The organism is Nocardioides lijunqiniae (assembly GCF_015024225.1).
Taxonomy (GTDB): domain Bacteria; phylum Actinomycetota; class Actinomycetes; order Propionibacteriales; family Nocardioidaceae; genus Nocardioides; species Nocardioides lijunqiniae.
On sequence record NZ_JACJGM010000015.1, the window covers coordinates 1 to 24,367 of the forward strand.

Genomic DNA, 24,367 nt, shown 5'->3' on the forward strand with positions numbered 1-24,367 from the left:
GGCCCCCCCCGGGGGGGGGGGGCGCCCGTCCGGCCTTGGTGGGGAGGGAGGCCTCAGGCCTGGCCCTCCTCCTCCGAGGCGACGTTGCGCGTGCGGTTGGGGTCGACCTGGACGCCGGGGCCCATGGTCGTGGAGACCGTGACCTTGCGCAGGTAGCGGCCCTTGGAGCTGGCGGGCTTGAGCCGCAGCACCTCCTCGAGGGCGGCGGCGTAGTTCTCGGCCAGCTGGGCCTCGGAGAACGACGCCTTGCCGATGATGAAGTGCAGGTTGGCGTGGCGGTCGACGCGGAACTCGATCTTGCCGCCCTTGATGTCCGTCACGGCCTTGGCCGGGTCGGGCGTCACGGTGCCGGTCTTCGGGTTCGGCATGAGGCCGCGGGGGCCGAGCACGCGGCCCAGGCGGCCGACCTTGCCCATCATGTCGGGGGTCGCGACGACGGCGTCGAACTCGAGCCAGCCACCGTTGACCTTCTCGATGAGCTCGTCGCCACCGACGACGTCGGCGCCGGCCTCACGGGCGGCGTCGGCCTTGTCGCCGTTGGCGAACACCAGGACGCGGGCGGTCTTGCCCGTGCCGTGGGGCAGGTTGACCGTGCCGCGGACCATCTGGTCGGCCTTGCGGGGGTCGACGCCGAGGCGCATGACGACGTCGACGGTCTCGTCGAACTTCTTCTTGCTGGAGGACTTGGCGATCTTGATCGCGGCCAGCGGGGCGTACAGCTCGTCCTGGTCGAACGTGTCTGCCGCCGCGCGGTAGGTCTTGCTGCGCTGCATGTCTGGTTCTCTCGATTCTTTCGGTGCCAGTCGTGGTCAGGTGAGCCAGCGCGGCTCTGCCACAGGTGCGGGTCGGTGCTCTGTCAGTCGGTGGTGACGCCCATGGAGCGGGCGGTGCCCTCGACGATCTTCATCGCGGCGTCCAGGTCGTTCGCGTTGAGGTCGGGCAGCTTGGTCTGCGCGATCTCGCGGATCTGGTCCTTGCTGAGCTTGCCGACCTTCTCCTTGTGCGGGACGCCGGAGCCCTTCTTCAGGCCGGCGGCCTTCTTGATCAGCTCGGCGGCCGGCGGGGTCTTCGTGATGAAGGTGAAGGACCGGTCCTCGTAGATGGTGATCTCGACGGGGATGACGTTGCCGCGCATGGCCTCGGTCTGGGCGTTGTACGCCTTGCAGAAGTCCATGATGTTGACGCCGTGGGGACCGAGGGCGGTACCGACGGGCGGGGCCGGGGTGGCGGCACCGGCCTGCAGCTGCACCTTGACCAGCGCAGCGATCTTCTTCTTGGGAGGCATCTGTTCTGTTCTCTTCCTGTTCTGTGGTCATGACGAGGACGTCCGGCGCCCTCTGCCACCTGCTGTTCTGAGCAGCCGCTCCATTCTCCGCCGTTCGCGGGGAATGGGGAAATCTGCGGTGCTGTCGTGCGACGACCCGGAGCAGACCCCCGGGCCGGGTCTCAGACCCGCTGGATCTGCGAGAAGCTGAGCTCGACGGGGGTCTCGCGACCGAAGATCTCGACGAGGGCCTTGACCCGCTGCGACTCGGCGTTGATCTCGGTGATCGTGGCGTGGAGCGTGGCGAAGGGGCCGTCCACGACCATGACCGAGTCGGAGATGTCGAAGTCGGCGACCTCGACCTGCTTCTTCGCGGTGGTCGAGCTGCCGGCCTTGGCGGGCGTGCCGGCGGCGACGGCCTCGGCCTCGGCGCGGGCGATGACGCTCGGCGCCAGCATGTTCTCGACCTCGGACATGCTCAGCGGCACCGGCTGGTGGCTGTGGCCGACGAAGCCGGTGACGGACGGGGTGTGGCGCACGGCCGACCAGGACTCGTCGGTGAGGTCCATGCGGACCAGGACGTATCCCGGCAGCGACGGCTTGGTGCGGGTGCGGCGCTGGCCGTTCTTGATCTCCACGACGTCCTCGATGGGGACGACGATCTCGTGGATGTAGTCCTCCATGTTCAAGGAGATGATGCGGTTCTCCAGGTTGGACTTCACCCGGTTCTCCATGCCGGAGTAGGTGTGGACCACGAACCAGTCGCCCGGCTTGGCCCACAGCTCGGCGCGGAACGCCTCCAGCGGGTCGACGTCCTCGTCGGACTCGTCCTCGCCGGCCTCACCCTCGGTCGCGTCGCCATCGGTCGCCTCGGCGTCCTCGTCGAGCGGCGCGTCCGTGGGGTCGGACGGCTCCACGGCGGAGTCGTCCACCGCCTCGTCGGGCGCGACGTCCACGGGCGCCGCGTCGGTGGGCTCGTCGACGACAGGCGTCGCCTCGGCGTCCGCCGCCAGCGGCGTCTCCTCGGTCTCGACCTGCTCGTACTGCTCCGACACGTGTTGCTCCATCACATTGGTCACTGAGTTGCTGGGTGCTGTCTTGGTGCCCGACGCGTCCGGACCGAGGTCACGGGCCGCCGGGCCGGGTCAGGCGTCCCCGCCGGCGAAGACGGCGAGCGCGAGCTTGCCGAGCCCGAGGTCCAGGGCCGAGATCAGCGCCATCATGAAGACCACGAAGACCATGACCACGAAGAAGTACGTGACCAGCTGCTCCTGGGTCGGGTAGACGACCTTGCGGAGCTCGGCCACGACCTGGCGGTAGAACGTGGGGAGGCTGGTGCGCTTGTCGGTCTTGCTGTCGCGGGATCGGGGACCGTCGCCGACTGCCTTGCTGTCCGACACGCCCTCACCTCTCTCTTCTCGTCCTGCCGGGTCTTGCCTGAGTCGTTCCTGCTACGCAGGGCACGAGGGACTTGAACCCCCAACCTTCGGTTTTGGAGACCGATGCTCTGCCAGTTGAGCTAGTGCCCTCCGAGGATCCCCACTCCCGAGCCCCAGGATCAGGGCGCGCGACAACATGTGGGAAACCACCAAACGTGGAGTCTACGGTGCGGGTGATCACCGCGTCCAAATGACTCCGCCCACGCCCCGGGATCTCGGGTGAGACACCTGGGCGGACGCCTCTACGATGACAGACATGTCAGACGCGCCCACGTCCCCGTCCCCCGCCACCCCCGCCGAGCGGCCCGAAGCCGCCGCCACCCCGCGCGATCGCCGGGTCTCGCGCCGCATCGGCGCCATCGCCGAGTCGGCGACGCTGAAGGTGGACGCCCGGGCCAAGGCGCTCAAGGCGGAGGGACGGCCGGTGATCGGCTTCGGCGCCGGGGAGCCGGACTTCCCGACGCCCGACTACATCGTCGACGCCGCGGTCGACGCCTGCCGCGACCCGAGGAACCACCGCTACACGCCGGCCGGCGGCCTGCCCGAGCTCAAGAAGGCGATCGTGGCCAAGACCCGCCGCGACAGCGGCCTGGAGGTCGAGCCGAACCAGGTCCTGGTCACCAACGGCGGCAAGCAGGCGATCTACGCCGCCTTCGCCGCGATGATCGACCCCGGCGACGAGGTCATCGTGCCGGCGCCCTACTGGACGACCTACCCCGAGGCGATCCAGCTCGCCGGAGGCGTGGCCGTGGAGGTGCTGGCCGACGAGACCCAGGACTACAAGGTGACCGTCGAGCAGCTCGAGGCAGCACGCACCGAGCACACCAAGGTGCTGCTGTTCGTGTCCCCCTCCAACCCGACCGGCGCGGTTTACACCGCCGACGAGATCCGCGCGATCGGCCAGTGGGTCGAGGACCACGACCTCTGGGTCCTGACCGACGAGATCTACGAGCACCTCGTCTACGACGGCGCCGACACCGGCTCGATGCCCGTGCTGTGCCCGTTCCTCCAGGACAACTGCGTCGTCGTCAACGGCGTCGCCAAGACCTACGCCATGACCGGCTGGCGCGTGGGCTGGATGATCGGCCCGGCCGACCTGGTCAAGGCCGCCACCAACCTGCAGTCGCACGCCACCTCCAACGTCGCCAACGTCGCCCAGCGCGCCGCCATCGCGGCCCTCGAGGGCGACCTGTCCGCCGTCGACACCATGAAGGAGGCCTTCGACCGCCGTCGCAAGACCATCGTGTCGATGCTCAACGAGATCGACGGCGTCGTCTGCCCCATGCCCGGTGGCGCGTTCTACGCCTACCCCCAGGTCAAGGGCCTGCTCGGCAAGGAGCACGGGGGCCAGCTCGTGGAGACCTCCGCCGACCTCGCCGCCTACATCCTGGACGCCGCCGAGGTGGCGGTCGTCCCGGGCGAGGCGTTCGGGTCGCCGGGCTACCTGCGGCTCTCCTACGCGCTCGGCGACGGCGACATCGTCGAGGGCATCACCCGCATGCAGAAGCTCTTCGCTTGAGGGACCTGCACGCCCTCCCCAAGGCCCACCTGCACCTGCACTTCACGGGGTCGATGCGGCACGCGACGCTGCTCGAGCTCGCGCAGCGCGACGGCATCGCGCTGCCCGACTCGCTGGTCTCGGAGTGGCCGCCCCGGCTGAGCGCGGCCGACGAGAAGGGGTGGTTCCGCTTCCAGCGGCTCTACGACGTCGCGCGCTCGGTCCTCCGCACGGAGACCGACGTACGGCGCCTGGTGCGGGAGGCCGCGGAGGACGACGTGCGCGACGGCGGGCGCTGGCTGGAGATCCAGGTCGACCCGAGCGGCTACGCCGCGCGCTTCGGCGGCATCACCGCCTTCACCGACCTGGTGCTCGACGCGGTCCGGGAGGCCTCGGAGGCGACCGGACTGGGCATGGCCGTCGTGATCGCGGCCAACCGCACCCGCCACCCGCTGGACGCCCGCACGCTGGCCCGGCTCGCCGCCCAGTACGCCGGTCGCGGCGTCGTCGGCTTCGGGCTGTCCAACGACGAGCGCCGCGGCCGCACCGCGGACTTCGCGGGCGCCTTCCAGATCGCCGAGCGGGCGGGCCTGCTGCTGGCGCCCCACGGCGGCGAGCTGCTCGGACCCGACAGCATCCGCGTCGTCCTGGACTCGCTGCACGCGCACCGGCTGGGCCACGGGGTGCGGGCGTCCGAGGACCCCGAGCTGCTCGACCGGATCGTCCAGGCCGGCGTGGCCCTGGAGGTCTGCCCGGTGAGCAACGTGGCGCTGGGCGTCTACAGCGACCTGACGTCGGTGCCGCTGCCGACGCTGCTCGCCGCGGGTGCCACCGTGGCCCTCGGCGCCGACGACCCGCTGCTCTTCGGCTCGCGGCTGGCCGGCCAGTACGCCACGATGCGCGCGGCGCACGACCTCACCGACGACCAGCTCGCCGAGCTGGCCCGGATGTCGGTGTGGGCCTCGCGCGCCCCCGACGACGTGCGCACGGCGGTCCTGGGCGAGATCGACGCGTGGGCGGCCTGACCTGCGTCGTTTGCCCGACTGACCACCGGGGAAGATGCTCCCCGTGACCACCCAGGGACCGGGCGAGCCGGACGAGACGCAGCCGTTCACGCACCGCCCCTACGGCGACCGCGGGGACGAGCCGTTCGTCTCCCCCTCCGGCGCGGACCGGCCGGAGCCGCCGGAGACGCCCGCGTGGCCGACGTACGGCCAGCCAACGACGCCGGCGCCCGAGCCCTCCGGGCCCCCGACCGGGCCGCCGGCAGGAGCACCGGCCCCGCCGCCCTACGCGCCGCCGGCCGGCCCGCCGAACCCCTACCTCCAGCAGCCCTACGCCCAGGCGCCGTACGGTCAGCAGCCGTACGGCGTACCGCCGGGGTTCGCCGGCTACGGCCAGGCGGTGCCGGGCTACCACTACGCCCAGTCGCTGGGCACCGCCACGACCTCGATGGTGCTGGGCATCGTCGCCCTGGTCTCGCTCCTGCTCACGCCGTTCTGCTGCATCACGCTGCCGGGCCTGCTGGTGGGGCCCTTCGCGGTGTGGACGGGGTGGAGCGCGAGGCGGGAGATCGACCGCAACCCTGCGGCCTACACCAACCGCGGCCAGGCCGTCGCGGGGTTCGTCATGGGCATTATCGCGAGCGTCCTGGCGGTGCTGGTGGTCATCGGTATCGTCGTCTTCATCGGCGCCGCCGACTGGTCCAGCAACTACGACAGCTACTGAGCGGGCCGGACGGCTCAGAGGTCGCAGCCGACGAGCACCGGCTCGTTGACCAGGGTGATGCCGAAGCGCGCCGCCACGCCGTCGCGCACCTCGCGGGCGAGGTCGAGCAGCTCGGCGGTGCTGGCGCCGCCGCGGTTGGTGAGCGCCAGGGGGTGCTTGCCGGACAGGGCGACGCGCGCGCTCCCGTGGCCCTTGTCGAAGCCGGCGTGCTGGATCAGCCAGGCGGCGCTGGTCTTGACCCCGCCGTCGACCGGCCAGGACGGCGCACCCTCGGGCAGCTCGTCGGGAGCGATCACCGGGTTGGTGAAGAACGACCCCGCGCTCCAGGTGTCGTGGTCGGCGGCGTCCAGCACCATGCCCTTGCCGCGGCGCAGGCCGAGCACGGCCTCCCGGACGTCGGCCAGCGGCGCGCGGGAGCCCTCGTCGACGCCGAGGGTCCGGGCGAGCTCGGCGTAGCGCACCGGGGCGCTCAGCGAGCCCTGGGCCAGCTGGAAGGTCACCTCGAGGACGACGTGCCGTCCGGGGTCGGCCTTGAAGCGCGAGTGGCGGTAGCCGAAGTGGCAGTCGGCGTTGGCGAAGGTGCGGACGCCGCGCAGGGTGCGGTCCCAGACCCGCACCGAGGCGATCGTCTGGGACACCTCCTGGCCGTAGGCGCCGACGTTCTGGATCGGGCTTGCGCCGACCGCACCGGGGATCCCCGACAGCGCCTCGAGACCCACCCAGCCGCGCGCGACCGCCGTGGCGACGAGCTCGTCCCACGGCTCCCCCGCCGCGACCTTCACGAGCGCGCCCCCGCACGAGGCGTCGTCCTCGACGTCGGGCGTCACGCCGCGGGTGGTGACGCGCACCACCACGCCCGGGAAGCCCTCGTCGGCGACCACCAGGTTGCTGCCGCCGCCGAGCACCAGCACCGGCTCGCCAGCGGCGTCCGCGGCGGAGACCGCCTCGACCACCTCGGCCTCGGTGGTGGCCGTCACGAGCCGGGCCGCGGGCCCGCCCAGACGCAGGGTCGTGAGGTCGCGCAGGTCAGGCACGGACCACGGCCTTGGGCATCCCCAGGACCTTCTGGCCGCCGCTGGTGACGGTGAGGGCCACGGTGGTGAGGTCGCCCTCGGCGCCCTTCACCTCGCCGGCGACCTCGAGCTCGACGCCGCCCTCGACGGGTACGACGACGGGGTTGGTGAACTTGCAGCCGAGGCTGACCACCTCGGCGCCCGGGAACCAGTCGCCGACGGCGCGGGCGGCCAGCGCCATCGTGTACATGCCGTGGGCGATCACACCGGGCAGGCCGACGCTGAGCGCGACCGCCTCGTCCTGGTGGATCGGGTTGTGGTCGCCGCTGGCCTGCGCGTAGCGCACCAGGTCGTCGCGGGTGATGATGAACGTGCGGGTCTCGAGGCTCATGCGTCGGCTCCCCGGTGGACGAGCGTGGCGGAGGTGCGGCAGACGACCGCGCCGGTGGCGTCGGCGATCTCGCTGGTGGTGCCGATGATGTCGTTGCCGCCGATCTGGCGCAGGCTCGCGACGGTCAGGGTGGCGCTGAGCACGTCGCCGGGCAGGACCGGGCGCTCGTAGGAGAAGTCCTGGGCGCCGTGCACGATGCGGTGCAGCTCGATGGCCTCCGCCTCGAGGAAGGCGTTCATGGCGTCGAACGCGAGCACGATCGGGAACGTCGCGGGCGCCGGCCCACCGGCGTACTCGCCGCCCGTGGCGGCCACGAACTCGCGGACCCGGTCCTCGGTGACCTCGAGGCGGGGGGTCGGCGGGAAGACCCGGCCGACGAGGGACTGGTCGACTGGCATGGCTCGAATCTAGTCGCTCCGAAATGCGATCGACCCGCCGCGGGTCGGCGGCGGGTCGATCGGTGAGCTGGGATCAGCGGGTCTCGCGGTGCGCCTTGTGGCAGCGGCAGCGCGGGCAGAACTTCGCCAGCTCCAACCGGTCGGGGTCGTTGCGGCGGTTCTTCTTGGTGATGTAGTTGCGCTCCTTGCAGTCCACGCACGCGAGCGTGATCTTGGGGCGAACGTCGGAGCTCTTGCTGGCCACGGGAAGTCCTTTGTCGTAATCAGTCGTTGTGCGTAGCGGGGGCGGGACTCGAACCCGCGACACCACGATTATGAGCCGTGTGCTCTAACCACCTGAGCTACCCCGCCATGGGGAAGGGATCAGGCTCATCAGAGCCTACCCAGAGCCCCTTTACGGAATCGAACCGTAGACCTTCTCCTTACCATGGAGACGCTCTGCCGACTGAGCTAAAGGGGCAACGACGGAGAACGATACACAGGGGTCCCACGGATGGAGAAATCGGTTCGGACCCCGGCGTCGGCGCCCCGTTCTCAGGCCTGGATCCGCGCCCAGGGACGGGCCTGCTCGAGCTCGTAGGAGAGCTCCAGGAGGGTCGCCTCGCGGCCCGCGCCGGCCCCGAGCATGACCCCCAGCGGCAGCCCGTCGGAGGTGCTGGCGAGAGGCAACGAGACGGCCGGGTCGCCCGTGGCGTTCTGCAGCGGCGTGAAGGCCACCCAGTCCAGGAGCCGGCCCATGATGGTGTCGAAGTCGCGAGTGGGGTCGAGGTGGCCGACCTCCGGGGTGCCCGTGGCGAGCGTGGGCGTCAGGAGGACGTCGTAGCGGCGGTAGAAGACCTCCGACTGGGCCTTGGTGCGGCGCAGCCGGGTGATCGCGCGGGGCAGCCGGTGCAGGTTGCGGCGGCAGTGGCGGTCGAGGCCGAGCGTGAGGTTGTCGAGGTTCTGCGGGGCCCAGGAGGGGCCGTGGGTGCGACGACCGGTGCGCACCAGGAACATCGCCAGCATCGACCAGTAGAGCAGGAAGTCGTCGGGGAACGTCGAGGGCACCATCATCGCCTCGACCGGCTCGACCCGGTGCCCGAGCCCCTCGAGGAGCATGCCGACGTCCTCGGTCAGCTCCCTCACCTCGGGGCTGGCCGGCACGCCCATGCCGGTGGTGTTGAGCGCGACCCGCAGCCGCGCCTTGCCGGGTCGCGTGATGTCGCCGATCGGGGGCAGGTGCAGCGCGCGGTAGACCTTCTCGGCCTCGCGGAAGAACGCCGCCGTGTCGCGCACCGAGCGCGTCAGCACGCCGTCCGAGACGATCCGGATCGGCATGTCGCGCGCCATCTTGTCCTGGGCCAGCCGGTCGCGGGTCGGCTTGAGCCCGACCAGCCCGTTGACCGCCGCCGGGATGCGGATCGAGCCGCCGCCGTCGTTGGCGTGCGCGAGCGGCACCGCCCCGGCCGCGACGAGCGCTGCGGACCCCGCCGACGAGGCCCCCGCGACGTGGTCGGTCGACCACGGCGAGCGCACCGCGCCCAGGCGGGGGTGCTCGGCGGCGGCCGAGAAGCCGTACTCGGACAGCTGGGTCTTGCCCAGCGGCAGCAGCCCGGTCGCGAGGTACATCCGGGCGAAGTCCCCGTCGGCCGGCTGCGGGCGACCGACGTAGGAGTCGGTGCCGGCCTGGGTCGGCATCCCCTGCACGTCGACGTTGTCCTTGACGAACGTCGGCACCCCGGCGAAGTAGCCCGCCCGCGGCGCCCGCGCCTCGGCCCGCGCCCGGTCGTAGGCCCGGAACGCCACGGCGTTCAGGTCCGGGTCGACCAGCTCGGTCCGCGCGACCGCCGCCTCCACCACCTCCGGGACCGACACCGTCCCCGCGTGCAGGGCCTCCACCAGCCCGACCGCGTCGAGCTCTCCCAGGGCGTCGTCGCTGAAGGCGTGCACACGGTTCATGCCCAGCAACCTAACGCCTCGCGACACCCCGCGCCGGTGGTTGAGGTGCGAGCGCCAGCGAACCCCGAAACCACGTCCGTCACGGTGGTTGAGGTGCGAGCGCAGCGAGCCTCGAAACCACTTACCGGTGGTCGAGCAGCGAGGAGCGCCAGCGACGAGCGCCCGTCGAGACCCCTGCACCTCTGACTGCCTCCTCGGGGCCGGACTGGGGTGGGGCTGGTGTGACTGGTGGTGCGACGACCGACACTCAGCGTCGGCAGTTGGTCACCGCATGAGGCCGGCCAAGCGTGGAGAGGCCGGGGTCAGGCGCGAACTGCCGACGCTGATGACCGATAGGCAGGGCCCGCGCTGTTTGCGGGCGGCGCGGCGAAGCCGCCGCCGCCCGTGCGCCGTCCCAGCAGCCCGGGAGAGGCTCGGAGTCAAGGACGCCCGAAGGGCGCCGCGAAGCGGGCGAAGCTCCTTGACGCCGAGACCCGGGCTGCTAGCGCGCGGGCCGACACCAGCCACGCATCGGCGGTGTGGTTTCGAGGCTCGCTGGCGCTCCTCACTGCTCGACCACCGGGACGCGATCAGGCGCGACGGCGGTGGCAGCCCAGGAGGTGGGGGTCGAAGAGGCCGATCGCCTCGCTGAGGGCGTACATCGTCGTGGGGCCGACGAACGCGAAGCCGCGCTTCTTCAGGGCCTTGGAGAGGGCGACCGACTCCGGGGAGGTCGTCACCATCTCCTCGGTCGTCGCCGGCGACGGCGCGACCTCGGGGCGGAAGCCGAGCACGAATGCCTCCAGGCCGACGTCGTCGCGCAGGGCGACCGTCGCGCGGGCGTTGGTGAGCGTGGCCTCGATCTTGAGCCGGTTGCGCACGATGCGGGCGTCCTGCATGAGCCGCTCGACGTCGTCCTCGCCGAAGGCGGCGATCGCGTCGGCGTCGAAGCGGTGGAAGACCTCGCGGAAGGCCTCCCGCTTGTTCAGGATCGTCGACCACGACAGGCCCGACTGGAACGCCTCGAGCGTCAGCCGCTCGAGGTAGGCGGCCTCGCCGCTGACCCTCTCCCCCCACTCCGTGTCGTGGTAGTCGCGCATGACGCCCGGGCCGCCGGCCCACGGGCACCGCAGCACGCCGTCCTCACCCTCCACCGGTCCCATGACCGGCATCCTGCCACCGAGCGCCGACGCCTCAGCGGCGCTCGCGCAGCCGCGCGTTGGGCAGGCCCGGGGCCGGGATCGGCGGCAGGTGCTCGCCGACGACGACGCCGAAGCGGCCGTCGCGCACCTGCTGGCCGTCGGGCACGACGCGCTCGCGGCCGTCGCCCTCGCGGAGGCCGCCGGCCTCGTCGGGGTCGGCCGGGACTCCCCCGTCGTCGAGGATCTGGGCCTGCCACTGCTCGCGGAAGCCGACGATCTCCTCGTGGCTGCGGCCGACGAAGTTCCACCACATGACGATGGCCTCGCCGAACGGCGGCCCGCCGAGCAGCAGCACCCGGACCGGCTCGTCGTGCGCCGTCAGCCGGAGGAGGTCCCGCCCCGGCGGCACGAACGCCAGGTCGCTGCGCTCGGCGGCCGTGCCGGCGACGTCGAGCCGGCCGAGGTCGACCAGCACGGCGAGCTCGTACGTCGGGTCGACGTCCAGCTCGAGCGTGGCGCCGGCGTCGAGCAGCAGCTCGGCGCCGAGCAGCGGCGTGGCGGTGGCCACCGGCGAGGTGTCGCCCAGCAGCGAGCCGAGGAAGACCCGTGCCTCCCAGCCCTCCCCCGTGACCGGAGAGGGCGCGTGGTGGGCGAACCCCGGCGGCTGGTCCCGAACGGCGTCGGGCAGGGCGACCCAGAGCTGGGCGCCGTGCAGCGTGCGGGTCTCGTCGGTCGAGACCTCCGAGTGGCTGATGCCGCGCCCTGCCGTCATCAGGTTGACCTCGCCGGGGCGGACCATGGCGTGGTTGCCCGCGCTGTCGCGGTGCTCGATCTCGCCGGTGAACAGCCAGCTCACGGTCTGCAGCCCGGTGTGGGGGTGCGGCGCGACCGACATGCCCCCCGAGTCGACGACGTCGTCGGGGCCGTAGTGGTCGACGAAGCACCACGCGCCCACCAGCGAGCGCTCCCGCTGCGGCAGCGTACGGCGCACGGTCATGGCCCGCGGTCCGCCGAGCGGCACCTCCCGCGGGGTCAGCAGCTGCACGCCCGCGCCCTCCTCGGCGGCGCACGTCACGACGTCGGGCCGGTCGTCGAGGTTGCTCATGCGCCGCACCCCTGCGCCACGACCCGCACGGTCGAGGCCGGGTTGGTCGCCAGCAGCGCCGCGGGCCGGACCGGCCGCGGCACGAGGTCGCCCCCGCAGTTGCGGCAGGCGCCGTGCAGCACCGTCTCGGCGCAGTCACGGCACCACGTGCACTCGAACGTGCAGATGACCGCGTCGGGAGAGTCGGGCGGCAGGTCGCGGTCGCAGCACTCGCAGTTGGGACGCAGCTCCAGCATGCACCCAGTGTGCCCGACGGGTCAGGACAGCTGCGGGGGGTCGGTGTAGCGCTTCGTCTCGTCGCCGCGGGCGAAGGAGTGGGCGTCGCTGGTGTGCACGACCCCCGTCCGGCCGCCGTCGGACTTCTTGAGGCGCACGATCACCGACTTGTACGCCGGCTGGTTGCTGCCCTCGGCCGTGTGCTCGAGCGCCACCAGCGGGTTGGCCTCGGGGTAGTAGGCCGCCGCGCAGCCGCGCGGCTGGTCGTAGGCCACGATCCGGAAGGTCGGCACCTGGCGCACCGAGCCGTCCTTCCACTCGCTGATGATGTCGACGAGGTCGCCCTCCTCGAAGCCCAGCGAGGTGATGTCGTCGCGGTGCAGGAACACCACGCGGCGACCGCCCTCGATGCCGCGGTAGCGGTCGCTGAGCCCGTAGATCGTGGTGTTGAACTGGTCGTGCGACCGGATCGTCTGCAGCACGAGCTTGCCCTCGGGGATCTGCAGCACCTCGAGCGGGCTGACCTGGAACATCGCCTTCCCGGCGTCGGTGGGGAAGGTCCGCGTGTCACGCGGCGGGTGGGGCAGCACGAAGCCGCCGGGCTGGCTGGACTTCTCGTCGTAGGCCGCGCACCCCGGGACCACGCGGGAGATGGAGTGGCGGATCTCGCTGTAGTCGGAGCGGAAGCGCGCCCACGGGACCGGGCCCGACTCGCCGAGCGTCGCCAGGGCGAGCGAGGTGACGATGTCGACCTCCGACCGCAGGTGCGGCGAGGCCGGCTTGAGGGGGCCGTGCGAGGTGTGCACGGCCGACATCGAGTCCTCGACGGTCACCTTCTGCAGGCGCCCACCCGTCAGGTCGCGCTCGCTGCGGCCCATCGCCGGCAGGATCAGGGCCTCACGCCCGTGGACGACGTGCGAGCGGTTGAGCTTGGTCGACACCTGCACGGTGAGGGCCGCCGAGCGCATGGCGTCCTCGGTCACGGAGGTGTCGGGGGCCGCGGAGACGAAGTTGCCGCCGAGGCCCATGAAGAACTTGGCATCCCCGTCGTTGAGGGCCTTGATCGCAGCGACGCTGTCGAGGCCGTGCTCGCGCGGGGGCTCGAAGCCGAACTCGTCCTTGAGCGCATCGAGGAAGTGGTCGGGCACCCGCTCCCAGATGCCCATCGTGCGGTCGCCCTGGACGTTGGAGTGGCCACGCACCGGGCACAGCCCGGCGCCGGGCTTGCCGATGTTGCCCTGGAGGAACGCCACGTTGACGATCTCCTTCACCGTCGCGACGGCGTTGTGGTGCTGGGTGATCCCCATCGCCCAGCACGTGATCGTCTTCGACGACGCCTGGAACATCCGCGCCGCCTGCTCGATCTCCGCGCGGGAGAGGCCGGTGGACTCCAGGACCTGGTCCCAGTCGAGCTCGCCCAGCGCGGCGGCGTACTCCTCGAAGCCGGAGGTGTACTGCTCGATGAAGTCGCGGTCGATGCTGCCCCACTCGAGCAGGAGCGCGCCGATGGCCTGCATCAGCGCGAGATCGCCGTTGGTGCGCACCTGGAGGTAGAGGTCGGCCAGACCGGTGCCCGGCCCGATCATCCCGCGCGCGTTCTGCGGGTTCTTGAACCGGACGAGTCCCGTCTCCTTGAGCGGGTTGACGGCGATGATCTTGGCGCCGTTCTGCTTGGCGACCTCCAGCGCCGAGAGCATGCGCGGGTGGTTGGTGCCGGGGTTCTGGCCCATGATCACGATCAGCTCGGCCTGGTGGACGTCGTCCAGCGACACCGACCCCTTGCCGATGCCGATGGACTCGGCGAGCGCCACGGACGTCGACTCGTGGCACATGTTCGAGCAGTCGGGCAGGTTGTTGGTGCCGTAGGCGCGCACGAAGAGCTGGTAGAGGTAGGCCGCCTCGTTGGACACCTTGCCGGAGGTGTAGAAGATCGCCTGGTCGGGGTCGATGGCTCGCAGGTGGTCGGCCATGAGCGCGTAGGCGTCGTCCCAGGCGATGGGCTCGTAGTGGGTGCCGCCCGCCCGCAGCACCATCGGCTCGACCACACGACCCTGGCGGTTGAGCCAGTAGTCGGTGTGCTCGGCCAGGTCGGCCACGGAGTGCTCGGCGAAGAACTCGCGGCCGATCAGGTCCCGTGTCGCCTCGTCGGCGACAGCCTTGACGCCGTTCTCGCAGAACTCGGCGGTGTGCCGGTGGTCCGGGCTGGGGTCGGGCCAGGCACAGCCCTGGCAGTCGAACCCGTCGGTCTGGTTGAGCTTGAGCAGGGTGCGCCCCGAGCGCACCACCCCCATGTGCTCGACCGCGCGCTTGAGCGCCACGGCCACCGCCACCGGGCCTGCCGCCGCGTGCGACCGGCCACCGACCTCGACGTCGGCCTCGTTGATCTCGGTCTCTCGTGCCCGTCGTCCCATGCTCCGCATGTACCCATCCTGACAAGCCTCCATGAGGGCACCCGCCGACTCATCGCGGCGACCTCTGTTCGGGCCGGTCCCGGACCCGCTAGTTTCAGGCGCAGCCCAGCGCACCCCCGACCCTGCGCGGGCCCACCGAAGGAGCCTCGATGTCGAACTACGGACCCCCTGGAGAGAACCCTCCCCCCGAGCCGCCCGCCGGCGGTGGCGAGACTCCCCCACCGCCCCCGCCGCCCCCGGCGGACGGCTTCGGCGCTCCCCCGCCGCCGGCGCCCCCGGCCGGTGGCTACGGCGCCCCGCCTCCGCCCCCGCCCGCCACGGGCGGCTGGGGCGCGACGCCTCCGGGCGCGTACGGCGGACCGCCGCAGGCCGGGTCCGGCTGGGACGTCGGCGCGGCCCTCAGCTACGGCTGGAGCAAGTTCCAGGCGAACGTCGGCCAGATCATCCTCGCCTCGCTGGCGATGCTGGCGGCGATCGCGGTCATGGCCGGCGTCGGCATCGGCCTGCAGTCGGCCCTGCTCAGCTCGGCGGAGTACACGATCGACCCGGAGACGGGAGTGACGAGGTACGAGGACGGCAGCGGCTTCCTCATGGTCCTGTTCGTCGCCGCGCTGACGGTGGCGCTCATCCTCATCGCGGCACAGGTCGTCGGTGCCGGCCTGATCCGGGCGTCCCTCGACGTGACCGAGGGCAAGCCGTTCCTCACCTCGACGGTCTTCCGGTTCGACCGTATCGGCCCGGTGCTGGTGACCAGCCTGATCATCGCCGCGGCGACGTTCGTCGGCACGATCCTGTGCTACCTGCCGGGCCTGGTGATCGGCTTCTTCACCAGCTACAGCCTGTACTTCGTGATGGACAAGGGCCTTTCGCCGATCGAGGCGATCACGGCCAGCTTCAACCTCGTCAAGGACAACATCGGCACGGCGCTCATCTGGTACATCGTCGGCGGCCTCGTCGCCGGCGCGGGTGCCCTCGCCTGTGGTGTCGGCCTGCTGGTGACGCTGCCGATCTTCCTGCTGGGCAGCGCCTACACGTACAAGCACCTCACCGGGCAGCCCGTCGCGGCCTGACCCGGACGCAGCATCAGACGCGGGGACCTGCCCTCAGGGCAGGTCCCTGCTCCACGTCCAGGCGTAGGCGGGGTCCTCGCACGCCAGCGCGGCCTCGCCGAGGTCGAGCGGGGCGAAGGTGTCGACCATGACGGCCGACTCCTCGAAGAACTCCGCGCCCAGCGACGCCTCGATCGCCGACGGCTGGGGCCCGTGGGCGTACCCGCCGGGGTGCAGGGAGATGGAGCCGAGCCCGATGCCCGAGCCCTTGCGCGCCTCGTAGTCGCCGCCGACGTAGAACATGACCTCGTCGCTGTCGACGTTGGAGTGGTAGTAGGGCACCGGCACCGACAGCGGGTGGTAGTCGACCTTGCGGGGCAGGAAGTTGCACACCACGAAGCGGTGACCCTCGAAGACCTGGTGCACCGGCGGCGGCTGGTGGATCTTGCCGGTGATCGGCATGTAGTCGTCGATGTTGAACGTGTAGGGGTAGAGGCAGCCGTCCCAGCCGACGACGTCGAACGGGTGGGTCGCGTAGGTCATCCGCGAGCCGAGGATCCGACCCCCGGCGCGGTGCTTGACCAGCACGTCGACGTCCGCGCCCTCCTCGAGGTGCGGAGTCTCCGGGCCGTGCAGGTCGCGCTCGGAGTACGGCGCGTGCTCGAGCAGCTGGCCGTAGCGCGACAGGTAGCGCTTCGGCGGCGCGATGTGGCTGTTGGACTCGATGGCGTAGAGACGGCTGGCCTCCGACGGCACCCAGCGGTGGGTGGTCGCCCGGGGGATCACGACGTAGTCGCCGGCGCGGTAGGCGACCGTGCCGAAGACGGTCTCGACCGTGCCCGCGCCGGCCTCGACGTAGACGCACTCGTCACCGGTGGCGTTGCGGTAGAGCGCGGACGGCTCGGTGCCGGTGACGACGTAGCCGATCCGCACGTCGCTGTTGCCGAGCACCAGCCGCCGGCCGGTCACGGCGTCGCCCGACGTCTCGACGTCGTGCAGGCGGAGGTGGCGCGGCTTGAGGGGGTGGTTGGGAGCGGTCGTCTGGTCGGGCAGCTCCCAGACCTCGCTCGCCACGATCGCCGAGGGGACGCCGCGGTGGTAGAGCAGCGCGGAGTCGGACGAGAAGCCCTCCTCGCCCATCAGCTCCTCGTGGTAGAGCCGCCCCGCCGGGCCGCGGAACTGGATGTGCCGCTTTGGGGGCACCTCGCCGACCTGCCGGTAGTACGCCATGGCGTGCTCCTGTCCCGTCCTCGTGCGTCCGCTCAGCGGACGCTTGTGTCCGCTATCTGGCCTCTGGCTAGAGTAGCCGGGTGTCCTCACTCTCGGAACCCGCGCTCGACGACCTCTGGTCCGGCCTGGTCGACGACGCCGCCATCTTCCCGCCGGGCGACGCGCCCCTGAGCGAGGCGACGGCCGCCTACGCCGCCCGCACCGCCGAGCAGGGTGCCGGCATCGTCGGCACGTTCGTCCTGCGTGACACCGACCTCCCGCAGGTGCGCGGCTTCGACGCACCGCTGTCGGTCGTCGTGACCGGGGGCGCCGGGCAGCTCGCCGGTCCCGCCGCGCTGTGCGAGCGCCTCGGGCTGCGCCTGGCCGGGCTGGAGGTCGCGCTGCGCGACCTCGACGACCTGGCCGGCAACGCCCGCCGCGTCATCGCGGCCGTCGACGCGGCCCGCGCGGAGGGCTCGCTCGACGACGACGTGCCCGTCCACGTCGAGCTGCCCCAGGTCGAGCCGGGCCACTCCTGGCGGCAGGCCGCGGACGAGGTGGCCGGCGCCGAGCTGCGCCTCAAGCTCCGCACCGGCGGCGTCGAGGCCCACCAGGTCCCGTCGTCCGCGACGCTCGCCGCCTGGATCGACGCCGCGCTCGACCGCGAGACGCCGTTCAAGTGCACCGCGGGCCTGCACCACGCCGTTCGCCACGACTCCGGCCATGGCTTCCTCAACGTGCTGGCCGCGACCCGGCTGGCCTTCGACGGTGCGCCGCACGACGAGGTCGTCGCGACGCTCGAGGAGCGGGACGGCTCCGTGCTCGCCGCGCGCGGCCTGACGGGCACGCGGCGGTGGTTCACGTCGTTCGGCTCCTGCTCGGTCGCCGAGCCGCTGGCCGACCTGCGCACCCTGGGGCTGGTCCCGTGAGCCCCGAGCTGCCCCACCTCCCCTACGGGGTCTTCTCCCCCGCCGGCCAGGCGCCGCGGGTCGGCGTGAGGGTGGGTAGCCGGGTGCTCGACCTGCACGTCGCCACCGGCCGGAGCGTCCTGGCCACCGGCTCGCTCAACGCGCTGATGGCGCTCGGCCCGGACGTCTGGGCCGAGGTGCGCGAGCAGGCTCGGGCGGCCGCCGAGGCCGACACGATGTCCTACGCCCTCGAGGACGTCACGCTGCACCTGCCGTTCGAGGTCGCCGACTACGTCGACTTCTACGCCTCGCTGCACCACGCGTCCAACGTGGGCCGCATCTTCCGCCCCGACCAGGAGCCGCTGCTGCCCAACTGGCGCCACCTCCCGGTCGGCTACCACGGGCGCGCCGGCACCGTCGTGCCCAGCGGCACCCCGATCGTGCGCCCGAGCGGCCAGCGCAAGCCCCCGGACGCCGACGCCCCCGACTTCGGCCCCAGCCGGCGGCTCGACATCGAGGCCGAGCTGGGCTTCGTGGTCGGCGCCGGCTCCCCGCTCGGGGAGCCCGTGGCGCACGACGACTTCGCCCGGCACGTCTTCGGCGTGGTGGGGCTCAACGACTGGTCGGCGCGCGACATCCAGGCGTGGGAGTACGTCCCGCTCGGGCCGTTCCTCGGCAAGTCCTTCGCGACCTCCATCTCCCACTGGGTCACGCCGCTCGCCGCGCTGGACGCGGCCTGGGTCGACCTGCCGGGCCAGGATCCGCGTCCGCTCGACTACCTCGCGCCCGACCGGGCCCGCGGGCTCGACATCGACGTCGAGGTGGAGATCGACGGCGAGGTCGTGAGCCGACCCCCGTACTCCTCGATGTACTGGTCGCCCGCCCAGATGCTCGCCCACCTGACCGCCAACGGCGCGTCGCTGCGACCGGGCGACCTGTTCGCCTCGGGCACCATCAGCGGCCCGGAGGCCGACCAGCGGGGCTCGCTGCTCGAGCTCAGCTGGGGCGGGAAGGAGCCCTGGGGCGAGGGACGCACCTTCCTCGAGGACGGCGACGAGGTCGTGCTGCGCTACTCCGCCCCCTCGACCGAGGGCGGGCGCCTCACCCTGGGCGAGGTGCGCGGCCGGATCGAGCCGGCCGTTCGCTAGAACAGGTTCTCGTCCCGGCCCTACGCTGCACCCATGGGACTGCTGACTCCGCTCGCCGTGCGCATCGGCGCGCTCTCGTGGATGCCGCGACTGCTGCCGCAGGTGGTGTGGACCGACACCCGGCTGCAGCGACTCACGCGCGGCCGGGTCACGATCCTGGACGTCGCCGGGCTGCCCAACCTGGCGCTGACCGTGCCGGGCCGCAAGAGCGGCATCCCGCGCACCACCCCGCTGCTGTGCGTCCCTCACGACTCCGGGTTCCTGGTCGCGGGGTCCTACTTCGGCGGGCCGAAGATGCCCCTGTGGGTCAACAACCTCCGGGCCACGACGACCGCGACCATCCGCTTCAAGGGCGTCGAGCGCGAGGTCACCTGGCGCGAGGTGGAGGGCGAGGAGCGGGCCGATCTCTGGCAGGTGATGCTGCGGACCTGGCCCAACTTCGCGAAGTACGAGGAGCGGACCAGCCGCGTCATCCCGGTGTTCCACCTCGAGCCCGTCTGACTAGGGTTTCGGGCATGTACGCGCAGTTCGGCCAGCACCCCGCGCCCTCGCACGTCATCGCACACCTGAGTGACCCGCACCTGCTGGCCGGCGGCGTGCGCCAGTACGGCGTGGTCGACCCCGAGGCCGGGCTGCACCTGGCGCTCCAGCGTCTCGCCAACCTCGAGGTCGCCCCTCAGGTCCTGGTGTTCACCGGCGACCTGGCCGACAAGGCCGAGCCGGCGGCGTACCACCGGCTGCGCGAGCTCGTCGAGCCCGCGGCGGAGGCGATGGGCGCGCAGGTGGTGTGGACGATGGGCAACCACGACGAGCGCTCGGAGTACGCCGCCGCGCTGTTCGGCGAGAAGGCCCACGGCCCCCAGGACCGGGTCCACGAGGTCGACGGGCTGCGCATCGTGGCGCTGGACACCAGCGTCCCGGGCTACCACCACGGCGACCTCGAGGACAGCCAGCTCTCGTGGCTCGCGGACGTGCTGGCCACCCCGGCGGAGCACGGCACGGTGATCGCCATGCACCACCCGCCGATCCCGGTGCCGATGCTGCGGGCCGCCGAGCTGATCGAGCTGCTCGACCAGCACCGGCTGGAGGAGGTCGTCCGCGGCACCGACGTGCGCCAGATCCTGGGCGGCCACCTGCACTACTCGACGTACTCGGAGTTCGCGGGCGTGCCCGTCAGCGTGGCCTCGGCCTCCTGCTACACCTCCGACCCGGCGCCGGACAGCCGCTTCGTGTCCGGGGTCGACGGCCACACGGCCCTCACCATGACCCACGTCTACGGCGACCGGATCGTGCACACCGTCGTCCCCCTCGCGCACGCGCCCGAGGTCAGCGGCTACCCCTCCGACGTCATCGCCCAGCTCGAGGCACTGACGCCGGAGGAGCGCCGCGAGGCGCTGTCACGCAAGGACTCCGACTTCAACAACCAGCACGAGGACCACACCCCGCGCTGACCGGGATCAGGCGGCCGGCGCGACGTAGTCGGAGGAGTCGCCGGTGATGACCACGTAGAAGCGCTTGTGGGTGTTGGGGTTCGCCGCCGTGCCGTCGCCGGTGACCGTCACGGTCCCGTCGCTCATCCGCGGGCTCACGACGAGGTGCTCGTCGTTGTCGGCGCCGACCGGCGCGCACGCGACGACCGAGGGGATGTTGCACTTGGTCGCGGTGATCTCGCCGGAGAACTCCGGGTTGCCGTCGGCGAGTCCCCCGCGGCCGTTGAGGATCGTGTCGTTGTTCTGGTCCAGCTTGTTCTGCAGGGCGATCGAGACCACGATGCCGTTGTCGCTGAGGTCCTCGTTGGCGTCGAGGTAGACGTTGCCCACGGCGCCGCCGGGCACCGGAGCGCCCGTGTTGTTGACGATGTCGTAGCCGGAGCGCACCTCGAAGCCACCCGACTGCGCCACGATGCCGGCCTCGCGGTCCACCAGCGCCCACCGGCCGATGCCCGCCGGGCCCATGTCGCCCTGGGCGCCCTTCGGGAGCTGGCCCGGGGCGAAGTCGCGGGCGCGCAGCGCCCCGTCACGCACGTCGCGGCTCAGCAGCGACTCGTTCTTCACGTCGAGGGAGCGGATCGAGTTGTTGCGGATGTCGGCCGAGCCGATCGACGCGACGGCGTACGACGTCCCGCTGGCGGCGACGACGAGGGCGGCGACGCTGACGAACATCGAGGGACTGGGGAGCTTCATGGAGGACCTTCCGGTCGGACCGAGGACCCCGGGTGGGCCGCCGTACCCCCTCTTCGTCGCGGTCGCCCCACCGGATTGCCCGCGGGGCGACCGGTCACCGGTGGCGGGTCAGCCGACCGCCCCTGCCGCAGCGCGGCCGGCGACCCGCCCCGAGAAGAGGCAGCCGCCGAGGAAGGTGCCCTCCAGCGCGTTGTAGCCCATCATCCCGCCACCCCCGAAGCCGTTGACCTCGCCGGCGGCGTACAGCCCCGGGAACGGCGTGCCGTCCGCCCGCAGGCAGCGACCCTGCAGGTCGGTCTCCAGCCCGCCGAGGGTCTTGCGCGACAGGATGTTGAGCCGTACGGCGATCAGCGGCCCGGCCTTCGGGTCCAGGATCTTGTGCGGCGTCGCGACCCGGATCAGCTTGTCGCCCCGGTAGTTGCGGGCGCCGCGGATGGCCGTCAGCTGGGCGTCCTTGGTGAAGTCGTTGTCCAGCTCGCGGTCGCGGGCCTCGATCAGCGTGCGCAGGGAGGCCTCGTCGATCAGCGGCTCGTCGCCGACGCGGTTCATGCCGGCGACCAGCTCGCCCAGCGAGTCCGCGACCACGAAGTCCTCGCCGTGCTCCTTGAAGCGCTCGACCGGGCCGGGGGCGCCCTTCTTGATCCGGGAGAGCAGGAGCTTGACGTCCTTGCCGGTCAGGTCGGGGTTCTGCTCGGAGCCCGACAGCGCGAACTCCTTCTCGATGATCTTCTGCGTGAGCACGAACCACGAGTAGTCGTAGCCGGTCGTCCGCAGGTGGGTGAGCGTGCCGAGGGTGTCGAAGCCCGGGTAGTACGGCGCAGGCAGCCGCTTGCCGGTGGCGTCGAGCCACAGCGACGAGGGGCCGGGCAGGATCCGGATCCCGTGGTTCTCCCAGATCGGGTCCCAGTTGCGGATGCCCTCGACGTAGTGCCACATCCGGTCGGGGTTGATCACGTGGGCGCCGGCGTCCTGGGTGATCGCCAGCATCCGGCCGTCGACGTGGGCGGGCACGCCGGAGACCATCGTCCTCGGCGGGGCGCCGAGACGCTCGGGCCAGGCCTTGCGCACCAGCTCGTGGTTGCCGCCGATGCCACCGCTGGTGACGACCACGGCCTGGCCGCGGATCTCGAAGTCGGCCACCTCGACACGCGAGCTCGGCCGGCCGCGGTCGACCGAGCTCGGCTCGAGGACGCGGCCGTGGACGCCGACGCAGGCGTCGGCCTCGACGACCAGCCCGTCGACGCGGTGCCGGAAGGCGAAGGTGATCCGGCCGGCGGCGACGTGCGCGCGGACCCGTCGCTCGAACGGGTCGACCACGCCGGGCCCGGTCCCCCACGTGATGTGGAAGCGGGGCACCGAGTTGCCGTGGCCGTCGGCGCGGCCGTCGCCGCGCTCGGCCCAGCCGACGACGGGGAAGAGGCGGTGGCCCATCTCGCGCAGCCACGAGCGCTTCTCGCCGGCCGCGAAGTCGACGTACGCCTCGGCCCAGGCACGCGGCCAGCGGTCCTCCTCGCGGTCGAACTGGGCGCTGCCCAGCCAGTCCTGCCAGGCGAGCTCGTGGGAGTCCTTGACGCCCATCCTGCGCTGCTCTGGGCTGTCGACGAGGAACAGCCCGCCGAGGCTCCAGAACGCCTGCCCGCCGAGGTTCTGCTCGCCCTCCTGGTCGACCAGGACGACCGAGCGGCCGGCGTCCGCGGCCTCCGCGGCCGCCACCAGCCCGGCGAGGCCGGCTCCCACCACCACCACGTCTGCGTCCACCAGGACTCCTTCTCTCACGGGGCGCTCACGGCTCGTCCGGGAGCCCCCTCACGTCGCGGGGCAGCGTCGCGCCCCCCGGTACGGCGCCTAGCATGCCGTCCCCGCGTGCCGGGAGGTCGGGCGGCCCGAGGCCCGGACCTGTCGGATCCGTCGCGTCCGGCGACGTCGACACCCTCGTCTCATCCTCGTGTCCGTCGGTCGGTACCTGGGAGTGAGGCGAGGTGTGCAGCGCGCGACGAGGATGGAGTCCGTGGTCGCCACCCGGGCGTGCCCGTGCGCGAGTGGGAGCAGGACGAGTTGTTCGACGAGGTCCCGGTCCTTCCGGTGGTGGTGCCGCTCGGGGTGGCGACCCTGGGCGTGCTCGTGTGGCACCTGCGGCGTCGAGGGCTGCTCACGCTGCCTCGCGCGGCGGTGGCGCTCGCGCTGAGCGTCTACGTCGCGGGAGTCGTCGCCAACACGGTGTTCCCGATCTACCTGGACAAGCCCGCCGCGTCCGTTCCGTGGCACACCTACCTCGTGGTCACGCCGCTGGTCGACTACGAGGCCGCGGACGCCCTGACGAACATCGCGGTCTTCGTGCCCCTCGGGGCGCTCCTCCTGCTGGCGCTCCCCCGCTGGCCGTGGTGGCGGGTGCTGGCGGGGGCCGCGGTGTTCAGCATGGGCATCGAGCTGAGCCACTACGTCACCGCGCACCTCCTGGGCGGCGGCCACGTCGCCGACGTCAACGACCTCGCGTTCAACGTCGTCGGCGCCGCGGTCGGCAACGGTCTGCTGCTCGCGCTGACGCAGGTCCCGCGCGCCCCGCGCCTGGTCGACCGCTTCCGCTGGGAGTGACGAGCGGCCCTCCGGGAGACGCAGAGGACCCCCACCGACCGGTGGGGGTCCTCGGCCAGAACATCTGGCGCTCTGTGGCAGGTGCAGGATTCGAACCTGCGTAGGCATAAGCCGACGGATTTACAGTCCGTTCCCATTGGCCGCTCGGGCAACCTGCCGGGTGTTCGACGACCGGGTGTTTGGCTGGTCGGCAACGAGGCGAAACAATAGCGCAGCCACAACCGCGAACGAAAAACCGCAGACCAGGAGCAGGTGAGCCAGATGGGCGACTCGTCCTTCGACATCGTGAGCAAGTACGACCGGCAGGAGGTCGACAACGCGCTGGGCCAGACCGCGCGCGAGATCTCGACCCGCTTCGACTTCAAGGGCACGGGGGCGAGCATCGAGTGGCTCGGCGACGAGGCGATCGAGATCACCGCCTCCGCCGACGACCGCGCCAGCGCCGTCCTCGACGTCTTCAAGGGCAAGCTGATCAAGCGCGACGTGTCGCTCAAGGTCATCGACCCCTCCGAGCCGCGCCAGTCCGGCACGGTCTCCAAGATCGCGATCGCGCTCAAGGAGGGCATCTCGTCGGAGGACGCCAAGAAGATCTCCAAGCTGATCCGCGACGAGGGCCCCAAGGGCGTCAAGGCGCAGATCCAGGGCGACGAGCTGCGGGTCTCGTCGAAGAAGCGCGACGACCTCCAGGCCGTGCAGGCGCTGGTGAAGTCGCAGGACTACGACTTCGCGGTGCAGTTCACCAACTACCGCTGACGG

26 protein-coding genes and 4 tRNA genes are annotated in these 24,367 nt (G+C 71.8%); 10 read left to right on the forward strand and 20 right to left on the reverse strand.

Translation table 11 applies throughout. The features are described 5' to 3' along the window. Positions 1–53: 53 nt before the first annotated feature. The 5 genes from rplA to IRQ30_RS10695 form a co-directional block, all read right to left on the reverse strand. Complete coding sequence (rplA, locus tag IRQ30_RS10675) at positions 54–773, reverse strand: 50S ribosomal protein L1 (protein ID WP_193610484.1); 720 nt, start codon at positions 771–773, stop codon at positions 54–56. An 83-nt stretch (positions 774–856) separates the two neighbouring features. Next, entirely contained in the window at positions 857–1,285 is a 429-nt protein-coding gene (rplK, locus tag IRQ30_RS10680; RefSeq protein WP_134740094.1) for a 50S ribosomal protein L11, read from the reverse strand. A 161-nt stretch (positions 1,286–1,446) separates the two neighbouring features. Further along, complete coding sequence (gene nusG, locus IRQ30_RS10685; RefSeq protein ID WP_420827604.1) at positions 1,447–2,319, reverse strand: transcription termination/antitermination protein NusG; 873 nt, start codon at positions 2,317–2,319, stop codon at positions 1,447–1,449. A gap of 90 nt (positions 2,320–2,409) precedes the next feature. Continuing rightward, positions 2,410–2,664 (reverse strand): preprotein translocase subunit SecE, encoded by a 255-nt coding sequence (gene secE / locus IRQ30_RS10690; protein WP_193612870.1) that lies wholly within the window; start codon positions 2,662–2,664, stop codon positions 2,410–2,412. 56 nt (positions 2,665–2,720) lie between these two features. Further along, positions 2,721–2,793: transfer RNA gene (locus IRQ30_RS10695), tRNA-Trp, on the reverse strand. A 166-nt stretch (positions 2,794–2,959) separates the two neighbouring features. Here IRQ30_RS10695 and IRQ30_RS10700 point away from each other — a divergent pair. From IRQ30_RS10700 to IRQ30_RS24190, 3 genes are read left to right on the forward strand one after another with little or no spacing between them, the layout of a single operon-like run. Beyond that, complete coding sequence (locus IRQ30_RS10700) at positions 2,960–4,222, forward strand: pyridoxal phosphate-dependent aminotransferase (RefSeq protein WP_193612871.1); 1,263 nt, start codon at positions 2,960–2,962, stop codon at positions 4,220–4,222. Next, positions 4,219–5,226, forward strand: coding sequence for an adenosine deaminase (locus tag IRQ30_RS10705; RefSeq protein WP_193612872.1), 1,008 nt, complete (start codon positions 4,219–4,221; stop codon positions 5,224–5,226). Before IRQ30_RS10700 ends, IRQ30_RS10705 begins: the two co-directional genes overlap by 4 nt. Positions 5,227–5,269: 43 nt before the next feature. Further along, the gene (locus IRQ30_RS24190; protein WP_193612873.1) at positions 5,270–5,929 is read left to right on the forward strand and encodes a DUF4190 domain-containing protein; all 660 of its coding nucleotides are present in this window, start codon (positions 5,270–5,272) and stop codon (positions 5,927–5,929) included. Positions 5,930–5,943: 14 nt separating this feature from the next. Here IRQ30_RS24190 and IRQ30_RS10715 read toward each other — a convergent pair whose 3' ends face one another. The 11 genes from IRQ30_RS10715 to IRQ30_RS10765 all read right to left on the reverse strand — a co-directional run bounded on the left by IRQ30_RS10715 (position 5,944) and on the right by IRQ30_RS10765 (position 14,531). After that, complete coding sequence (locus tag IRQ30_RS10715) at positions 5,944–6,963, reverse strand: UDP-N-acetylmuramate dehydrogenase (RefSeq protein WP_193612874.1); 1,020 nt, start codon at positions 6,961–6,963, stop codon at positions 5,944–5,946. After that, the gene (locus IRQ30_RS10720; protein ID WP_193612875.1) at positions 6,956–7,333 is read right to left on the reverse strand and encodes a MaoC/PaaZ C-terminal domain-containing protein; all 378 of its coding nucleotides are present in this window, start codon (positions 7,331–7,333) and stop codon (positions 6,956–6,958) included. The genes IRQ30_RS10715 and IRQ30_RS10720 overlap by 8 nt, the downstream gene beginning before the upstream one ends. After that, positions 7,330–7,731 (reverse strand): FAS1-like dehydratase domain-containing protein, encoded by a 402-nt coding sequence (locus IRQ30_RS10725; RefSeq protein ID WP_193612876.1) that lies wholly within the window; start codon positions 7,729–7,731, stop codon positions 7,330–7,332. Before IRQ30_RS10725 ends, IRQ30_RS10720 begins: the two co-directional genes overlap by 4 nt. A gap of 73 nt (positions 7,732–7,804) precedes the next feature. Next, positions 7,805–7,975, reverse strand: a complete 171-nt coding sequence (rpmG, locus tag IRQ30_RS10730; protein ID WP_134740103.1) for a 50S ribosomal protein L33 — start codon at positions 7,973–7,975, stop codon at positions 7,805–7,807. Between the two features lie 33 nt (positions 7,976–8,008). After that, positions 8,009–8,082, reverse strand: a tRNA-Met gene (locus IRQ30_RS10735). Positions 8,083–8,118: 36 nt separating this feature from the next. Beyond that, positions 8,119–8,191, reverse strand: a tRNA-Thr gene (locus IRQ30_RS10740). 74 nt (positions 8,192–8,265) lie between these two features. Continuing rightward, positions 8,266–9,669: an amidase gene (locus IRQ30_RS10745; protein ID WP_193612877.1), complete on the reverse strand. Its 1,404-nt coding sequence runs from the start codon at positions 9,667–9,669 to the stop codon at positions 8,266–8,268. A 569-nt stretch (positions 9,670–10,238) separates the two neighbouring features. Continuing rightward, a complete protein-coding gene (locus IRQ30_RS10750; RefSeq protein WP_193610474.1) occupies positions 10,239–10,811 on the reverse strand; it encodes a DNA-3-methyladenine glycosylase I in 573 nt (190 codons plus the stop codon). A gap of 31 nt (positions 10,812–10,842) precedes the next feature. Continuing rightward, entirely contained in the window at positions 10,843–11,895 is a 1,053-nt protein-coding gene (locus tag IRQ30_RS10755) for a pirin family protein (protein WP_193612878.1), read from the reverse strand. Then, positions 11,892–12,131, reverse strand: a complete 240-nt coding sequence (locus IRQ30_RS10760) for a DUF1272 domain-containing protein (RefSeq protein ID WP_193612879.1) — start codon at positions 12,129–12,131, stop codon at positions 11,892–11,894. The genes IRQ30_RS10755 and IRQ30_RS10760 overlap by 4 nt, the downstream gene beginning before the upstream one ends. A gap of 21 nt (positions 12,132–12,152) precedes the next feature. Then, a complete protein-coding gene (locus IRQ30_RS10765; RefSeq protein WP_227467421.1) occupies positions 12,153–14,531 on the reverse strand; it encodes an FdhF/YdeP family oxidoreductase in 2,379 nt (792 codons plus the stop codon). Positions 14,532–14,671: 140 nt separating this feature from the next. Here IRQ30_RS10765 and IRQ30_RS10770 point away from each other — a divergent pair, with 140 nt between their 5' ends. Next, complete coding sequence (locus IRQ30_RS10770; protein WP_193612880.1) at positions 14,672–15,592, forward strand: DUF2189 domain-containing protein; 921 nt, start codon at positions 14,672–14,674, stop codon at positions 15,590–15,592. A gap of 33 nt (positions 15,593–15,625) precedes the next feature. Here IRQ30_RS10770 and IRQ30_RS10775 read toward each other — a convergent pair whose 3' ends face one another. After that, positions 15,626–16,801 (reverse strand): homogentisate 1,2-dioxygenase, encoded by a 1,176-nt coding sequence (locus tag IRQ30_RS10775; protein ID WP_193612881.1) that lies wholly within the window; start codon positions 16,799–16,801, stop codon positions 15,626–15,628. An 80-nt stretch (positions 16,802–16,881) separates the two neighbouring features. Here IRQ30_RS10775 and IRQ30_RS10780 point away from each other — a divergent pair, with 80 nt between their 5' ends. From IRQ30_RS10780 to IRQ30_RS10795, 4 genes are read left to right on the forward strand one after another with little or no spacing between them, the layout of a single operon-like run. After that, positions 16,882–17,709: a hypothetical protein gene (locus IRQ30_RS10780; RefSeq protein WP_193612882.1), complete on the forward strand. Its 828-nt coding sequence runs from the start codon at positions 16,882–16,884 to the stop codon at positions 17,707–17,709. After that, entirely contained in the window at positions 17,706–18,836 is a 1,131-nt protein-coding gene (fahA, locus tag IRQ30_RS10785; RefSeq protein WP_193612883.1) for a fumarylacetoacetase, read from the forward strand. The genes IRQ30_RS10780 and fahA overlap by 4 nt, the downstream gene beginning before the upstream one ends. Positions 18,837–18,869: 33 nt before the next feature. Beyond that, positions 18,870–19,337 (forward strand): nitroreductase family deazaflavin-dependent oxidoreductase, encoded by a 468-nt coding sequence (locus IRQ30_RS10790; protein WP_193612884.1) that lies wholly within the window; start codon positions 18,870–18,872, stop codon positions 19,335–19,337. Between the two features lie 14 nt (positions 19,338–19,351). Beyond that, positions 19,352–20,287, forward strand: coding sequence for a metallophosphoesterase (locus IRQ30_RS10795; RefSeq protein WP_193612885.1), 936 nt, complete (start codon positions 19,352–19,354; stop codon positions 20,285–20,287). Between the two features lie 6 nt (positions 20,288–20,293). Here IRQ30_RS10795 and IRQ30_RS10800 read toward each other — a convergent pair whose 3' ends face one another. Together IRQ30_RS10800 and IRQ30_RS10805 are read right to left on the reverse strand one after the other, a co-directional pair. After that, positions 20,294–21,019: a hypothetical protein gene (locus IRQ30_RS10800; RefSeq protein WP_193612886.1), complete on the reverse strand. Its 726-nt coding sequence runs from the start codon at positions 21,017–21,019 to the stop codon at positions 20,294–20,296. Between the two features lie 108 nt (positions 21,020–21,127). Beyond that, complete coding sequence (locus IRQ30_RS10805) at positions 21,128–22,777, reverse strand: FAD-binding dehydrogenase (protein WP_193612887.1); 1,650 nt, start codon at positions 22,775–22,777, stop codon at positions 21,128–21,130. 267 nt (positions 22,778–23,044) lie between these two features. Between IRQ30_RS10805 and IRQ30_RS10810 the strand changes: the two genes are divergently transcribed. Continuing rightward, positions 23,045–23,611 (forward strand): VanZ family protein, encoded by a 567-nt coding sequence (locus IRQ30_RS10810; protein WP_338089656.1) that lies wholly within the window; start codon positions 23,045–23,047, stop codon positions 23,609–23,611. 75 nt (positions 23,612–23,686) lie between these two features. Here IRQ30_RS10810 and IRQ30_RS10815 read toward each other — a convergent pair. Then, positions 23,687–23,769 (reverse strand) — tRNA-Tyr (locus tag IRQ30_RS10815). A 103-nt stretch (positions 23,770–23,872) separates the two neighbouring features. On the opposite strand from IRQ30_RS10815, the gene IRQ30_RS10820 reads away from it, so the two are divergent. Continuing rightward, positions 23,873–24,364, forward strand: a complete 492-nt coding sequence (locus IRQ30_RS10820) for a YajQ family cyclic di-GMP-binding protein (protein ID WP_193612888.1) — start codon at positions 23,873–23,875, stop codon at positions 24,362–24,364. Positions 24,365–24,367: the final 3 nt, after the last annotated feature.

Excerpts from the sequence above, each read along its gene's own strand:
- rplA (WP_193610484.1), bottom strand. The coding sequence starts at position 773 with ATGCAGCGCAGCAAGACCTACCGCGCGGCGGCAGACACGTTCGACCAG.
- rplK (WP_134740094.1), bottom strand. The coding sequence starts at position 1,285 with ATGCCTCCCAAGAAGAAGATCGCTGCGCTGGTCAAGGTGCAGCTGCAG.
- IRQ30_RS10700 (WP_193612871.1), top strand. The coding sequence starts at position 2,960 with ATGTCAGACGCGCCCACGTCCCCGTCCCCCGCCACCCCCGCCGAGCGG.
- IRQ30_RS10720 (WP_193612875.1), bottom strand. The coding sequence starts at position 7,333 with ATGAGCCTCGAGACCCGCACGTTCATCATCACCCGCGACGACCTGGTG.
- IRQ30_RS10725 (WP_193612876.1), bottom strand. The coding sequence starts at position 7,731 with ATGCCAGTCGACCAGTCCCTCGTCGGCCGGGTCTTCCCGCCGACCCCC.
- IRQ30_RS10745 (WP_193612877.1), bottom strand. The coding sequence starts at position 9,669 with ATGAACCGTGTGCACGCCTTCAGCGACGACGCCCTGGGAGAGCTCGAC.
- IRQ30_RS10750 (WP_193610474.1), bottom strand. The coding sequence starts at position 10,811 with ATGGGACCGGTGGAGGGTGAGGACGGCGTGCTGCGGTGCCCGTGGGCC.
- IRQ30_RS10755 (WP_193612878.1), bottom strand. The coding sequence starts at position 11,895 with ATGAGCAACCTCGACGACCGGCCCGACGTCGTGACGTGCGCCGCCGAG.
- IRQ30_RS10760 (WP_193612879.1), bottom strand. The coding sequence starts at position 12,131 with ATGCTGGAGCTGCGTCCCAACTGCGAGTGCTGCGACCGCGACCTGCCG.
- IRQ30_RS10765 (WP_227467421.1), bottom strand. The coding sequence starts at position 14,531 with ATGCGGAGCATGGGACGACGGGCACGAGAGACCGAGATCAACGAGGCC.
- IRQ30_RS10770 (WP_193612880.1), top strand. The coding sequence starts at position 14,672 with ATGTCGAACTACGGACCCCCTGGAGAGAACCCTCCCCCCGAGCCGCCC.
- IRQ30_RS10775 (WP_193612881.1), bottom strand. The coding sequence starts at position 16,801 with ATGGCGTACTACCGGCAGGTCGGCGAGGTGCCCCCAAAGCGGCACATC.
- IRQ30_RS10790 (WP_193612884.1), top strand. The coding sequence starts at position 18,870 with ATGGGACTGCTGACTCCGCTCGCCGTGCGCATCGGCGCGCTCTCGTGG.
- IRQ30_RS10795 (WP_193612885.1), top strand. The coding sequence starts at position 19,352 with ATGTACGCGCAGTTCGGCCAGCACCCCGCGCCCTCGCACGTCATCGCA.
- IRQ30_RS10800 (WP_193612886.1), bottom strand. The coding sequence starts at position 21,019 with ATGAAGCTCCCCAGTCCCTCGATGTTCGTCAGCGTCGCCGCCCTCGTC.
- IRQ30_RS10820 (WP_193612888.1), top strand. The coding sequence starts at position 23,873 with ATGGGCGACTCGTCCTTCGACATCGTGAGCAAGTACGACCGGCAGGAG.